This is a genomic window from Dactylosporangium vinaceum (assembly GCF_019904175.1).
GTDB lineage: Bacteria > Actinomycetota > Actinomycetes > Mycobacteriales > Micromonosporaceae > Dactylosporangium > Dactylosporangium vinaceum.
Genome location: NZ_CP061913.1, coordinates 8717896 through 8732033, shown reverse-complemented (window position 1 = coordinate 8732033; position 14138 = coordinate 8717896). Strand labels below are relative to the sequence as shown.

General features: G+C 72.4%; 14 protein-coding genes. 12 read left to right on the top strand and 2 right to left on the bottom strand.

The genetic code is table 11. The features are described from left to right. The first annotated feature begins 18 nt into the window (after window positions 1-18). From Dvina_RS39085 to Dvina_RS39060, 6 genes are all read left to right on the top strand, one after another. Window positions 19-1614, top strand: a complete 1596-nt coding sequence (locus Dvina_RS39085; protein WP_223094889.1) for an ABC transporter substrate-binding protein — start codon at window positions 19-21, stop codon at window positions 1612-1614. Next, window positions 1614-2645 (top strand): ABC transporter permease, encoded by a 1032-nt coding sequence (locus Dvina_RS39080; RefSeq protein ID WP_223094887.1) that lies wholly within the window; start codon window positions 1614-1616, stop codon window positions 2643-2645. The genes Dvina_RS39085 and Dvina_RS39080 overlap by 1 nt, the downstream gene beginning before the upstream one ends. 11 nt (window positions 2646-2656) lie before the next feature. Beyond that, on the top strand, window positions 2657-3529 hold the full coding sequence (locus Dvina_RS39075) for an ABC transporter permease (protein WP_223094885.1): 873 nt from the start codon (window positions 2657-2659) through the stop codon (window positions 3527-3529). After that, a complete protein-coding gene (locus tag Dvina_RS39070; RefSeq protein WP_223094868.1) occupies window positions 3526-4518 on the top strand; it encodes an ABC transporter ATP-binding protein in 993 nt (330 codons plus the stop codon). Before Dvina_RS39075 ends, Dvina_RS39070 begins: the two co-directional genes overlap by 4 nt. A 79-nt stretch (window positions 4519-4597) precedes the next feature. Further along, window positions 4598-5587, top strand: coding sequence for an ABC transporter ATP-binding protein (locus Dvina_RS39065; RefSeq protein ID WP_223094866.1), 990 nt, complete (start codon window positions 4598-4600; stop codon window positions 5585-5587). Window positions 5588-5609: 22 nt separating this feature from the next. Then, window positions 5610-6473 (top strand): IclR family transcriptional regulator, encoded by an 864-nt coding sequence (locus Dvina_RS39060; protein WP_223094864.1) that lies wholly within the window; start codon window positions 5610-5612, stop codon window positions 6471-6473. Window positions 6474-6481: 8 nt separating this feature from the next. On the opposite strand, the gene Dvina_RS39055 is transcribed toward Dvina_RS39060, so the two are convergent. Beyond that, window positions 6482-6862 (bottom strand): RidA family protein, encoded by a 381-nt coding sequence (locus Dvina_RS39055; protein ID WP_223094862.1) that lies wholly within the window; start codon window positions 6860-6862, stop codon window positions 6482-6484. Window positions 6863-6868: 6 nt separating this feature from the next. Between Dvina_RS39055 and Dvina_RS39050 the strand changes: the two genes are divergently transcribed. From Dvina_RS39050 to Dvina_RS39030, 5 genes are read left to right on the top strand one after another with little or no spacing between them, the layout of a single operon-like run. Beyond that, a complete protein-coding gene (locus tag Dvina_RS39050; protein ID WP_223094860.1) occupies window positions 6869-8443 on the top strand; it encodes an N-acyl-D-amino-acid deacylase family protein in 1575 nt (524 codons plus the stop codon). Continuing rightward, the gene (locus Dvina_RS39045; RefSeq protein WP_223094858.1) at window positions 8440-9276 is read left to right on the top strand and encodes an amidohydrolase family protein; all 837 of its coding nucleotides are present in this window, start codon (window positions 8440-8442) and stop codon (window positions 9274-9276) included. Before Dvina_RS39050 ends, Dvina_RS39045 begins: the two co-directional genes overlap by 4 nt. Then, window positions 9273-10352 carry an alanine racemase gene (locus Dvina_RS39040; protein WP_223094856.1) on the top strand — a complete coding sequence of 360 codons (1080 nt, stop codon included), beginning with the start codon at window positions 9273-9275 and terminating at the stop codon, window positions 10350-10352. Before Dvina_RS39045 ends, Dvina_RS39040 begins: the two co-directional genes overlap by 4 nt. Before the next feature lie 35 nt (window positions 10353-10387). Then, a complete protein-coding gene (locus Dvina_RS39035; RefSeq protein WP_223094854.1) occupies window positions 10388-11233 on the top strand; it encodes a PIG-L deacetylase family protein in 846 nt (281 codons plus the stop codon). 28 nt (window positions 11234-11261) lie between these two features. Continuing rightward, a complete protein-coding gene (locus tag Dvina_RS39030) occupies window positions 11262-13001 on the top strand; it encodes an Hsp70 family protein (protein ID WP_223094852.1) in 1740 nt (579 codons plus the stop codon). Between the two features lie 6 nt (window positions 13002-13007). Here the strand turns inward: Dvina_RS39030 and Dvina_RS39025 are convergent, their stop codons facing one another. Continuing rightward, the gene (locus Dvina_RS39025) at window positions 13008-13334 is read right to left on the bottom strand and encodes a putative quinol monooxygenase (RefSeq protein WP_223094850.1); all 327 of its coding nucleotides are present in this window, start codon (window positions 13332-13334) and stop codon (window positions 13008-13010) included. Between the two features lie 126 nt (window positions 13335-13460). Between Dvina_RS39025 and Dvina_RS39020 the strand changes: the two genes are divergently transcribed. Continuing rightward, window positions 13461-14138 (top strand): Crp/Fnr family transcriptional regulator, encoded by a 678-nt coding sequence (locus Dvina_RS39020; RefSeq protein ID WP_223094848.1) that lies wholly within the window; start codon window positions 13461-13463, stop codon window positions 14136-14138.

Below are 14138 nucleotides of genomic sequence, written 5' to 3'. Positions count from 1 at the left end.
ATACAAAATGAGGTGCCCATGAAACGGGTGTTCCTTGCCGGCGCCGCGGTCGCGGCATTACTCGCCTCGGCCGCCTGCACCGGCCCGAAGTCCGACACGCCGGCCGCGGCGGGCAAGTCGTCGCTGAACGTGTACCTCTACCAGGAGCCCGCCGGCGTGTTCAGCCCGCTGGCCCCGCTCAACGGCGCCGACTCGCAGGTCATGTCCTTCGTCTACGAGGGCCTGCTCGCCGTGGACCCCGACTACAAGCTCCAGCCGCGCCTCGCCGAGAGCTACGACGTGTCGCCGGACGCCACGACGTTCACGTTCCACCTGCGCAAGGGTCTCAAGTGGAGCGACGGGCAGCCGTTCACCTCCAAGGACGTGCTGTTCACCTACAACCTGCTGGCCAACCCGAAGACGACGAGCGCCACCGCCGGCAGCTACGCCGGTGTCGCGGGCGTCGCCGACCTCACCTCCGGCAAGGCGCAGACGATCAGCGGGTTCTCGGCGCCCGATGACGACACGTTCGTCATCAAGGCCGCCCAGCCCAACTTCGGCCTGCTCGCCGTCATCGGCTACCCGTGGATCCTGCCCGAGCACGTGCTCGGCAAGGACGCCCCGGACGCCGTCGCCAAGGACGAGTTCTTCCGCAAACCGACTGTCGGGATGGGCCCGTACACCTTCGTGGAGTACAAGACCAATCAGTATGTGCACGTCACGGCGAACCCCAACTACCGCAGTCCGGCAAAGATCAAGGATGTCTACCTCAAGCCGATGACGTCCGACGTCGCGACCGCGCAGCTGGGCAACGGCGGGATCGACATCGCCTCCTACTCGCCGACCGACGCGGCCACCGTCTCCGGCTTCAGCGGCGTCACGACGCAGGAGAAGCCCGGCGCCGGGTTCGTGCGCATCGCGCTGAACCAGTCCAAGGACTACTTCAAGGACGCCCGGGTCCGCCAGGCGTTCCTCTACGCCGTCGACCGCCAGCAGATCGTCAAGACGGTCCTGATGGGCAAGGCCGAGGTCCGGCTGTCGGACTTCGCGAAGGCCAACTCGCCGGCCGGGCTCAACGACTACGCCAAGAACGTCGACAAGGCCAAGCAGCTGCTGGCCGAGGCCGGCTGGGACCCGAACCGCACGATCAACCTCCAGTGGGTGCACGGCCAGCGCGACCGCGACGCCACCGCCACCATCGTGCAGAGCGAGCTGGCCGCGGTCGGCGTGAAGGTCAACCTGGTGAACATCCAGGCGGCCAACATCGCGGGCACGTACAAGGACAAGTCGTACGACATGACGCTGTACGGCGGCGGCAACTACGCCGTCGACTCCTCCGCGATCAACGTCATCACGGCGTGCGCGCAGCAGTACCCGGCCGGCGGCAACATCAACTTCTTCTGCGACCAGAAGCTCGACCAGCTGATGACGCAGGCGAACCAGACGGTCGACCAGGCCCAGCGCAAGAGCCTCTACGACCAGGCGGCCGCCGAGTCCAACGCGCAGGTCGACCTGATGTGGCTGTACAACCCGTACGGTCTGTGGGGCGTGAGCAAGAAGGTCCAGGGCTTCCGGGCCCCTGGCTCCCAGGACGCGAACTTCTGGGACCCGGCCGGCTGGTCCATCAGCGGCTGATGAGACGCCGGGCCCGGCGGGTGCACGCGCACCCGCCGGGCCTGCTCACCGTGAGAGGAGTTGAGCGAATATTGGGGGCGTACCTCGTCCGGCGCCTGCTGGTGAACGTGCTGGTGTTCTTCCTGATCACCATCGCGATCTTCGGCCTGGTGCACAAGACGCCCGGCGACCCGATCGCCATGCAGGTCCCGGCGGATCAGCTCAACTCCGGCAGCGCCGAGTTCATCGCGCAGAAGCGCCACGAGCTCGGCCTCGACCAGTCGGTGGTGGTGCAGTACTGGCACTGGCTGCTCAACGCGCTGCACGGTGACCTCGGCTACTCGCTGCTCAACGGGCGCGCGGTGACCGAGGTGCTCGGCGAGCGCATCGGCCCGACGGTCGAGCTGATGGGCGTCGCGCTCGTCATCTCGCTGCTTGTCGCCATCCCGCTCGGCATCGCCGCGGCCCGCCGCCGCAACACCGTCGTCGACTACTCCGCGACAGTGGTGAGCCTCGGCTCGGTGTCGATCCCGGTGTTCTTCGTCGCGCTGATCGCCATCTACCTGTTCACGCTGAAACTGCAGTGGCTGCCGTCGTCGGGCATCTCCGATCCGACCGCGCCGAGCCTGCTGGACACGGTCCGCCACCTCGTGCTGCCCGCGCTCATCCTGGGCTTCGGCAACTCGGGGCCCTTCATGCGATACGTCCGCAGCTCGATGATCACCGAGCTGCAGGCGGACTACGTGCGCACCGCCGAGGCCAAGGGTGCACCGCCCCGCCGGGTGGTCCTGCGCCACGCCTTCCGCAACTCGCTGATCCCCCTGCTCACGGTCGTCGCCTCGAGCGTGCCGCAGCTGCTGGCCGGGGCGGTCGTCATCGAGCAGGTATTCGCCTGGCCCGGCATGGGTCAGCTCGCGGTGAGCTCGGTCAACCAGCACGACTACTCGGTGATCATCGGCTTCGCGCTGCTGATCGCCATTCTCGTGCTGCTGTCGAACCTGCTCGCCGATGTCCTGTACACGCTCGTCGACCCCCGGGTGAGGCTGCGATGACAATCCCTGCGGTGGCGGACGAGGTCGTCGAGGTGGCCGAGGCCGGCCCGCGCCGCGGCGCGCTGCGGCGCTTCCGGCGCAACCCCGCGGCCGTCGCCGGCCTCACGCTGCTGTTCCTGGTGGTGCTGGCCGCCCTGTTCGCGCGGCCGCTGTCCGGGCACGACCCCAACCAGATCGACCTGCTGGCCGCCCGGGCCGCGCCGAACGGCGAGCACTGGCTCGGCACCGACTCGACAGGCCGCGACGTGCTGTCCCGGCTGCTGTTCGCCGGTCGGGTCTCGCTCGGCGTCGGCATCGCCTCGGCCGCGCTCGCCGTCGTCATCGGCACCGTCCTCGGCGGCATCGCCGGGCTGCTCGGCGGCTGGGTCGACGGGCTGGTCATGCGGGCCGCCGACGTGTTCATGTCGTTCCCGTCGCTCGTCGTCATCGTCGTCATCGCCGGTGTCCTCGGCCCCAGCGTGGTCACGATGATCATCGCGATCGGGCTGTTCCAGTGGCCCGTCTGCGGCCGGATCGTCCGCGGCGTGACGCTGTCCCTGCGCGAGCAGGAGTACGTCCTCGCGTCGCGGGCCACCGGCGCCGGAGCGCTCTGGCTGCTGCGCCGGCACATCATCCCGGCCGCGCTGCCCCCGGTCAGCGTCGCCGCGACCCTGGCCGTCGCCCAGGCGATCGCCCTGGAGGCGACGCTGTCCTTCCTCGGCCTCGGCGTCCAGCCGCCCGCGGCCAGCTGGGGCAACATGCTCACCGACGCGCAGAGCCTGACGGTCATCCGCTCCGAGCCGTGGCTGTGGGTCTCCCCGGGCGTGGCCGTCGCGCTGATCGTGCTGGCCGTCAACTTCATCGGCGACGGCCTGCGCGACGCCGTGGATCCGAGGCAGTCATGACGGCGTCGCCGCACACCCCGCTGCTGAGGATCGAGAACCTCAGCGTGGACTTCCGGACCGATGACGCCGTGGTGCACGCGGTCGACGGGGTCGACCTGGAGGTCGACGCGGGTGAGATCGTGGCCGTGGTCGGCGAGTCCGGCTCCGGCAAGACGGTCACCGCGATGTCCGTGCTGCGCCTGCTGCGCGAGCCGCCGGCCCGGGTCTCCGCCCGCACCCTCGCGTTCCGCGGCCAGGACCTGCGCGGGCTGTCGCCGCGGGCGTTGCGGGCGATCCGCGGCGGCCCGGTCGGCATGATCTTCCAGGACCCGATGACCGCGCTGAACCCGGTGCTGAGCATCGGTGACCAGATCGCCGAGACGGTCCTGCTGCACCAGCGCAAGCCGGACCGGAAGGCGGCCCGGGCGCGGGCGGTGGAGCTGCTGGGCCTCGTCGGCGTCCCCGATGCGGCGCAGCGCGTGAAGCAGTACCCCCACGAGTTCTCGGGCGGCATGCGCCAGCGCGCGATGATCGCCATGGCCATCGCCAACGACCCCGACCTGATCATCGCCGACGAACCGACCACCGCCCTGGACGTCACCATCCAGGCCCAGGTGCTCCAGCTGCTGCAGAAGGCGCAGCGGGAGACCGGGGCCGCGACGATCCTCATCACCCACGACCTCGGCATCGTCGCCGAGCTCGCGGACCGGGTGGTCGTCATGTACGCCGGTCGGGTCGTCGAGACCGCGGGCGTCGTCGAGCTCTTCGCGAAGCCCCGGCACCCGTACACCCTGGGCCTGCTGGCCAGCCTCCCCCGCATGGACACCGAGACGGACCGCCTCGACCCCATCCCCGGCAACCCGCCGAACATGGCCGCGCCCCCGCCGGGCTGCCCGTTCCACCCGCGGTGCGCCCTGGCCCGGGACGTGTGCAGGACGGACCGGCCCCCGTTGTTCGAGATCAGCCCGGACCGCCGCAGCGCGTGTCATTTCCACGAGGAGTTGGCGTGACCGGTCCGGAGCTTGCGGAGGGGCCGGTCACAAGAGGCGCAGTTCGACGGTCGTGCGCCCGGAGCGAAGCGGAGGGGGCATGACCGAGCCGTTGCTGAAGGTGGAGGGGCTCGCCAAGCACTTCCCGATCCGCAAGGGGGTGCTGCGCCGGCAGGTGGGCGCGGTGCGGGCCGTCGACGGGGTGGACCTGGAGCTCGCGGCCGGTGAGACGCTGTCACTCGTCGGCGAGTCCGGCTGCGGCAAGTCCACGACCGGCCGGCTGCTGGTCCGGCTGATCGAGCCGACCGCGGGCCGGATCCTGTTCGAGGGCGCCGACCTGGCCCGGCTGCCCCAGTCGCAGCTGCGGGCCAAGCGCCGGGACATCCAGATCATGTTCCAGGACCCGTACGCCTCCCTGTCGCCCCGCATGACCGTCCACGAGATCGTGGCCGAGCCGCTGCGGGTCCAGGGCCGCTACGGCGACGGCGGCGCGGACCGGGTGGCCGAGCTGCTCAAGCTCGTCGGGCTGCGCCCCGAGCACGCCCGCCGCTTCGCCCACGAGTTCTCCGGCGGTCAGCGGCAGCGGGTCGGGCTGGCCCGGGCCCTGGCGCTCGAGCCGAAGCTGCTGGTGCTCGACGAGCCGGTCAGCGCCCTCGACGTGTCGGTGCAGGCGCAGGTCATCAACCAGCTGCGCGACCTGCAGGACCGCCTCGGCCTGGCGTACCTGTTCATCAGCCACAACCTGTCGGTCGTCCGGCACATCTCGCACCGGGTCGCGGTGATGTACCTCGGCGGGATCGTCGAGACCGGCACGCGGGCCGACATCTTCACCCGGCCCACGCACCCCTACACGCAGGCGCTGCTCTCGGCCATCCCGGTCCCCACGCCGGTCGGCCGGGAGGAGCGGGAGCGCATCACGCTCACCGGGGACGTGCCGAGCCCGGCCGACCCGCCGTCGGGTTGCCGCTTCCGCACCCGCTGCTGGAAGGCCCAGGATGTCTGTGCACAGCAGGCCCCTACTCTGATCGATCGGATCGGGGTGGGCCATCCGAGCGCCTGCCACTTCCCCGAACTGCCCGCCACCCTGTAGGACCGCCCGCGAGGAGGCCGTGATGGCCCGTTCCACCCGCACCGTTCGCCCGGTGCCCGTCGACGACAGCAGGCCCGCGTCGGCGAACTACCACGCCAACGCCCTCGCCCGGGGCCTCGCGCTGCTGGAGATGCTGGCCGCGCAGCCGGAGCCGCTGACCGTCAACGAGTTCAGCGAGCACACCGCGCTGCCCAAGAGCACGCTCGTGCGGCTCCTCGCGGTGCTGGCGGAGATGGAGTACGTGGTCCGGGTCGACGAGCGGCCCTCGTACCGCCTCGGGCACAAGGTGCAGCGGCTGGCCAGCGCCTACGTCTCCTCGCTCGACCTGACGGTCGTCGCCGAGGCGTACCTGCGCCCGGTCGCGCTCGGCACGGGGCAGACGGCGAACCTCGGCGTGCTCGACGGCGACCAGGTGCTGCACATCTGTGTCGCCGAGCCGGACCGCCCGCTGCGGTTCACCACGGCGCTCGGGGCCCGCGACCACACCTACTGCACGGGCCTCGGCAAGATGCTGCTGTCGGAGCTGCCCGACGACGACCTCGCGACGCTGGTGCCGGCCGAGCCGTTCCCGTCGTTCGCCGAGAACACCCTCACCACCCTCGCCGACCTGCGCAAGGACCTCAAGCGCACGGCCAAGCGCGGCTACGCCCTCGACGACAACGAGCGCAGCATCGGCCTGCGCTGCTGCGCGGTCGGCGTGCGCATCGGCGGCGACCTGCTCGCGGCGGTGAGCGTCTCGGGGCCGGCGGGGGAGTTCACGGCCCAGAAGCAGCAGGAGTACGTCGCCACGCTCGACGAGGTCGCCAAGGCCATGGCCGACGACCCCGACTTCACCGCGGCCCTGCGCATCGTGCACCGCTCGCTGCGCCCCGCCGGCAAGCGCTAGTGCCCTCCTCAGTCGCCGACGTAGGCGATGCACTCCACCTCGACCCGCACGTCGCCGCGGCCGAACCCGACGACGACGGTGGTGCGGGCCGGCGGGGCGGCGCCGAAGCGGCGGGCGTAGACCTCGTTGAACGGGGCGAACAGCGTCCCGTTGGACAGGAACGCGTTGACCTTGACGATCTGGTCGGCCCGGGCGCCGGCCGCCGCGAGGACCGCCTCGACGTTGTCCAGGGTCTGGTTCACCTCGGCCTCGAAGTCGCCGATGTAGATGGAGCCGTCAGCGGTCGTGGGCACCTGCCCGGAGACGAAGACGAAGTCGCCGGCCTTCGTGGCGTGTGACAGCGGCACGGTGACGGGGGCGAAGGAGGCGGGATGGAAACGTTCGATCATGACCACATGGAACCATATTCCACGTTGCTCATCCAGGGTGGCACCGTCCTGGACGGCACGGGGGCCGCGGGGGTCGTCGCCGACGTCCTGATCCGTGGCGGGCGGATCGCCGCGATCGGGCCGGACCTGCGCGCCGACGCCACGGCGTTCGACGCGTCCGGCCGCATCGTCTGCCCCGGCTTCGTGGACCTGCACACCCACTCCGACCTCACGCTGCTGTCCGGGCCGCAGGCGCGCAGCAAGGTGCACCAGGGCGTCACCACCGAGGTCGTCGGCAACTGCGGGCTCGGGGTGGCGCCGCTGCCGGCCGGCGCCGACCGCGACGGCATCCGGCTGGCCGTGAGCTACCTGGACCTCGACCCGGCGATCGCGTGGAGCTGGACGGACCTGCCGGGCTATCTCGCGGCCCTGACCGCCGCCCGTCCGTCGGTGAACGTCGCCGCGCTTGTCGGGCATGTACCCCTGCACGCCGGGGTCTGCGGGTTCGACGACCGGCCGGCCACGCCCGCCGAGCTGGAGCGCATGTGCGGGCTGCTGGCCGACGCGCTCGGCGCCGGCGCCCTCGGGCTGTCGACCGGACTGGTGTACCCGCCGCTGACCTACGCCCGCGAGGAGGAGCTCGTCGCCCTGGCCCGGGTCGTGGCCGCGGCCGGCGCGGTGTTCACCTGGCACGTGCGCAGCTACGACGACGGGCTGCTGGACTCCGTCGCGCAGGCGGTCCGGGTGGCGCGGGCGACGGGCTGCCGCACCCAGATCTCGCACCTCGCCGCCGTCGGCCGCCGCAACTGGGGCGCGGTCCGCGGCGCCCTCGACCTCGTCGACGCGGCAAACGCCGACGGGATCGAGGTAGGCGTCGACATCTACCCCTACGTGCACGGCAACGCGCCACTGTCGCAGCTCCTGCCGGCCTGGGCGCTCGAGGGCGGGGCGGCCGCGTGGGCGCCCCGGCTGCGCGACCCCGCGGTCCGGGCCCGGGTGAAGGCGGCGTGGGTCGACCGGCCCACCGGCTGGGACGAGCTGACCGTCAGCTGGACCAGCCGGGGCGACGGCGACCCGGTCGTCGGGCGCACGCTGGAGGACCTCGGCGGCGCCGACGCCACCCTCGACCTGCTGGCCGAGCTGGGCGCCGGGGCCATGATGACCGCGGGCGGGCGCAGCGAGGACGACCTGCGCACCGTCCTGGCCCACCCGGCGGCGGTGGTCGCGTCCGACGGGCTGGCCCTCGACCCGGGCGGCGTCACCGGCGCCGGCGTCCCGCACCCGCGCAGCTACGGGTGCTTCCCGCGGTACCTGCACCGCTACGCGACCGACCTGCCCGACGCGGTGCGCCGCTGCACCTCGGAGCCGGCCCGCCGCATCGGCCTGGCGCACCTCGGCGTCCTGCGGCCCGGCGCCCCCGCCGACGTCGTCGTCTTCGACCCGGCCACCATCGCCGACACCGCCACCTTCACCGCCCCGCACCAGCTGGCCACCGGCATCGACCTGGTCCTCGTCGGCGGCGTGCCGACGGTCCACGGCGGGCGGCACACGGGCCGGCGGGCGGGGCGGGTCCTGCACCGCACGAGAGGAGCCACCGGATGATCGACGTTCACACCCACTGTCACCTGTCCGAGCACTGGGGCTGCGAGTGGCACCGCAACTGGCAGCCGGTCTACGGGCACGAGTACGCCGACCGCACGCCCGAGCAGTACGACGAGGCGATGGCCGCGGGCGGCGTGGACCTCGCGTTCGTCTTCGGGATGCGGGCCACCCGCGCCGGTGTCCTGACGCCCAATGCCTTCGTCGAGGACTTCTGCGCGCGGACGAGTACCGACACGGTGGGGTTCATGGCCCTTGATCTCTGCGACCCGGATGTCATGGACCAGCTGGCCGACGGGGTCGCCCGCGGGCTGCGCGGGGTCAAGCTCTATCCGGTGCTGGCCCACTTCGACGCCCGCGACGAGGTCCACGACGCGTTCTTCCGGGCGGCGACCGAGGCCCGGCTGATCGTGCTGTGGCACATGGGCACCACGCCCAGCCCCGAGGGGCGCCTGGAGCTCTCCGACCCGCTGCTCGTCGACGACGTCGCCCGGCGCCATCCGGAGCTGAAGCAGATCATCGCCCACCTCGGGCATCCGTGGCAGCGGGAGACGATCGTCGTGCTGCGCAAGAACCGCAACGTGTTCGGCGACGTGTCGGCCTCGTGGGCGCGGCCCCTCGACGGGTTCATGGCCCTGGTGCGGGCCCAGGAGTGGGGCGTGGTGCCGAAGCTGCTGTTCGGCTCCGACTATCCGATGTGGACGCCGGCCGAGGCCCGCGACGGCCTGCACGGGCTCGCGCGGATGCGGCCGGGCGGGCTGCCGGCGATCGAGCCGGCCACCATCGAGTGGCTGCTCGACGGCGACCCGCGCGCGGCGCTGGGGCTGACGGCATGACGTCCATCGCCGACCTCCCGACGCCGGCGCTGCTGGTCGACCTCGACCGGCTGGAGCGCAACATCGCCCGGATGGCGGCCGCGTTCGCCGGGGCCGGGGTGGGCCTGCGGCCGCACACCAAGACCTCGAAGTGCCTGGAGGTCGTCCGCCGGCAGCTCGACGCCGGGGCGCTCGGGATGACCTGCTCCACGCCCGCCGAGGTGGCCTGGCTGCAGGCCGCCGGGGTGACGGACCTGCTGTGGGCGCACGCGCCGGTCGGGCCGCCGAAGGTCGCGTTCGTCATCGACGCGGTGCGGCGGGGCGGGCTCACGGTGGCGCTTGACTCCGAGGAGGCCGCGGCGCCGCTGTCGGCCGCCGCGAGCGCCGCCGGGGTCACCGTGCCGTTCGTGCTCGAGATCAACACCGGCCACGCCCGGCTCGGGGTCGACCCGGAGCGGGTCCCGCAGGTCGCGGCGCGGCTGGCCGCCCGGCCCGGGCTGCGGCTGCGCGGGCTGCTCACCCACGAGGGGCACCTGGCGACCCAGCCCGACCGGCCGACGCTTGAGGCGGCCGGCCGGACCGCGGGGGAGCTGATGGCCAGGCTGGCCGCCGGGCTGCGCGCGGACGGGCACGCGATGGAGGTCGTGTCGGTCGGCTCGACGCCCGGCGCCACCTCGACCCCGTTCGCGGCCGGGGTCACCGAGGGGCGGCCCGGCACGTACGTGTACTTCGACGCCAACCAGATGCGGCTGGGCTCCTGCACCATCGACGACTGCGCGCTGACCGTCCTGGCCCGGGTCGTGTCGGTGCAGCGGGCCGGGCGGCCGATCATCGACGCCGGCATCAAGGCGATGAGCTCCGACACCATCGCCGCGGCCGGCTCGGTCGGGCTCGTCGACCGGCCCGGCGTCGCGTTCGTGGACGCCAACGAGGAGCACGGCTTCCTCGCCGACGCGGGGGACCGGCCCCTGGTCGTGGGCGATCTGGTGCGGATCATCCCCAACCACGCCTGCGGTACCACCAACATGTGGAGCCACCTCTACGCCGTCCGCGGCGACCAGGTGGTCGAGCGGTGGGAGATTTCCGCCCGCTACTGATTGACATGGAACGGCGTTTCACGTGAGCTGACCGCATGAAGGTCATGACCATCTACGCCCATCCGGCGGACACCATCACCAACTGCGGCGGCACCCTGGCCCGCCACGCCGACGCCGGCGACGAGATCGTGGCGCTGATCCTCACGCACGGCGGCCGGATCCACGCCAACCGCTACGCGGAGGAGTGGCGCAAGGACGCACCCGACACGGCCATCGCGAGCGCCGGCCTCGACGAGATCATCGCGTTCAAGAAGGGTGAGCTGGAGCGGGCGGCCGAGATCGTCGGCATCTCCCGGCTCATCACCCTCGACCGCGACGACCGCGAGGCCGGTCTGCACGAGGGGCTCGTGGAGACGGTCGCCGAGCACATCGCGGCCGAGCGCCCCGACGTCATCATCTGCGACTATCCGCAGAACCCGGTCATGGCGGCCAACACGCACACCGTCGCCACGACCACCGTCCTGGCCGCACTGGGCCGGGCCGGGGCCTACCTGCGCAACCTCGACGGGCAGGCCGAGTACCACGTCAAGCAGGTCTTCCTCACGTCCCTGCCGGTGTTCCCCATCGATGGGCTCAGCCTGTATGGCGTGCGCAACGACGTGTTCGTCGACATCACACCGGTCGTCGGGCGCAAGGTCGCGGCGATGGACTGCTTCGACAGCCAGGGGTACTCGGGCCTGTTCGCCCGCAAGCTCATCGAGTCGGCCAACGGGGAGGCGGGCCGGGCCGCCGGGGTCAACTTCGCCGAGGGCTACTACCGCCTCTACAACGAGACCCACGCGACGCTGCCGCTGACCGACGCGGCCCGGGCGGCCGACCCGCTGGTCCGCCACGTCGACTACAGCCGCATCAACCTGCGCGCGGAGTACCCGCTGCCGTGAGGTGGCGGTGGCCTGTTTTGATTGATCGGTGGAACTCGGCATCGATCTCGGTACGTCCACCACGGTCGCCTACCTCCGCCGCGACGACGGCACCACGGAGCCCGTCCTGTTCGACGGCACGCCCCTGATGCCCTCGGCCGTCTACGCCGATCCGGCAGCGGGTTCGGCAGTGGATTCGGCTGGGCACCTGCTGACCGGCCGGGACGCCATCCACTCGGCTCGCGCGCACCCGGAGCGCTTCGAGCCCAGCCCGAAGCGGCACATCGACCGCGCCGCGATCGAGCCGATGATCGGCGCGCTCCTGCGGCGGGTGGCGGCCGAGGCGGCCCGCACCGCGGGTGCTCCGGCCGCCGCGGTGACGCTCACGCACCCGGCCGCGTGGGGGCCCGACCGGCGGGCGGTGCTGCAGCGGGCCGCCGCGGCCGCCGGGCTGCACAACGTCCGGCTGGTGCCGGAGCCGGTCGCGGCGGCCGCGTTCCACCTGCGCCGGCACGCCACCGGCCCGTCCGATCTGCTCGTCTACGACCTCGGCGCGGGCACGTTCGATGTGGCGATCGTCCGCTACGCCCCGCCCGGGCACCTGAGCGTGCTGTGCTGCGGCGGCCTCGACGACCTCGGCGGCCTCGACCTGGACGCGTCGATCGTGGCCCTGCTGCGGGTCCGGTGCGGCTCGCCGGAGCAGTGGTCGCGGCTGGACAACCCGGTCACCGTCGCCGACCGGGCGGCCCAGCGCCAGCTCTGGGACGACGTGCGGACCGCGAAGGAGATGCTGTCGCGGACGGCGACGACCACGCTGTTCGTGCCGCTCGTCGAGCGCGAGCAGGTGCTGACCCGGGCCGAGCTGGAGCAGCTGGCCGGGCCGCTCGTCCAGCGCACGCTGCACGCCGTCTCGATGACCATCCAGGCGTGCCCGGTGCCGCTGCAGCCGCTGGGCGGCGTGGTCCTGGTCGGCGGGGCCAGCCGGATGCCGCTCGTCGGCTCCATGCTGCGGGGCGCGCTGAACACCCCGGTCACCCTCATCGACCAGCCGGAGCTGGTGGTCGCGGCCGGCAGCATCGACCCGGTGCTGACCGGTGCCCCGGCCCCGGTGCGGCCGTTCGCCCCGGCGCCGCCGGCCGGGCCCGGATACGCGCCCCCGCCGCCGGTGATGGTCATGGCGCCGCCGCCGGTGGTCCTCATGCCGCCACCGCCGCCGGCCGGGCCGCCGGCGATGATCACCATCGTCGAGCTGATCACGGTGAGCACGCCGCGGCTCACGGGCGTGACGCTGCGCGGCCAGCTGCACGCCGGCTTCGGCGTCGTCGAGCACGTCTTCCCGACCGACGACGAGGGCCGGCTGCTGCTGTTCGCCGACCCGAACGCCATGGCCCGGCACGCCGCGGCGGTCGGCCCGCGTGACCCGCTGCTCGGCGTGCCCCCCGCCCGGGTGCGCAACGACGGCTCCGACGACCTGTGCTTCGACCTCGACCTGCTGCTCGAGCACCTCGGCGCCGAGCCGGAGACGTGGCTGCCCGGATACGTCTGCCGCTGCCGGGACCTGGCCGCCCAGCTCGCCGTCTTCCTCGACCTGGACGGCACCGACGACCTGATCGGCCCGGGCTCGACGATCGACCGGGCCGACGACATCCTGCGCCGGCACCGCGGCGAGCCGTCGGCCCGGTCCGCCCGCCGTAAGCTCGCCCGCCTCGACCACGCCCAGCTGATCGAGGACTGGGTCGACCTCATCGAGCTGATCGAGGCGGCGACGGTACAGCCGACCGTGCGCTGAGGGTCTTCAGCGCTCGACGGCGAGCTCGCCGAGCTGCGACCAGCCGTCCTGGTCGACGGACGTGCTGACGATGCGCGGGGTCTCCACGAGATACTGCGGGAGCTTCTGCTGCGCCGCCCGGAAGTGCTCGGACTGCACGTGGGCCCCGCCCGCGTCGCCGTCGCGGAACGCCTCCACCAGCACATACTCGGTAGGGTCGTCGAGGCTGCGGGACCAGTCGAACCACAGGCAGCCGGGCTCGGCGCGGGTGGCGGCCGTGAAGTCCGCCGCGATCGCCGGCCAGTCTTCCGCGTGCTCCGGCCGGACGCGGAACTTGGCGGTAATGAAGATCATGAGCTGTCTCCCGTCGTGGGTTTCCTCAGCAGAACCCTAAGCCGAACCGGCAGAAAGATGTGGTTGCGGCCCTCGGGCGGGGAAGCGTGCCAGAATGGTCGGCATTGCCGGTGGGGGGAGACATCGATGGACGAGGCGCTCGCCCGCAGCGGGATCATGCAGGGGATCGACGGCGAGGCGGCCGACGAGCTCGCACGCGGGCTCGACTACGTCGAGGTCCGGCGCGGTGACGTGCTGTTCAACGAGGGCGAGCCCGGCGACAGCCTGTACATCGTGCTGCAGGGGAAGATCAAGCTCGGCCGGCGGGCGCACGACGGGCGGCAGAACCTGCTGGCCATCATGGGGCCCGGGGACATGGTCGGCGAGCTCGCGCTGTTCGACCCGGGGGCGCGCACGGCCACCGCGACGGCCGTCGTCGACTCACGGGCCGCGAAGCTGACGAAGACCTCGCTGCGGTCCTGGCTCATCAAGCGGCCGGAGATCGCCGAGCAGCTGCTGCGGGTGCTGGCCCGGCGGCTGCGGCGCACCAACGACGCGCTCGCCGACCTGATCTTCACCGACGTGCCGGGGCGGGTGGCCAAGAAGCTGCTCCAGCTGGCCGGGCCGTTCGGCATACGCGACGGGGGAGTACTGCGGGTGACGCACGACCTCACCCAGGAGGAGCTCGCCCAGCTGGTGGGGGCGTCGCGCGAGACCGTGAACAAGGCGCTCGCGGACTTCAGCTCCCGCGGCTGGATCCGCCTGGAGGGCAAGAGCGTGGTCATCGCCGACCCGGAGCGCCTCGCCCGCCGCGCGCGGGTGTAG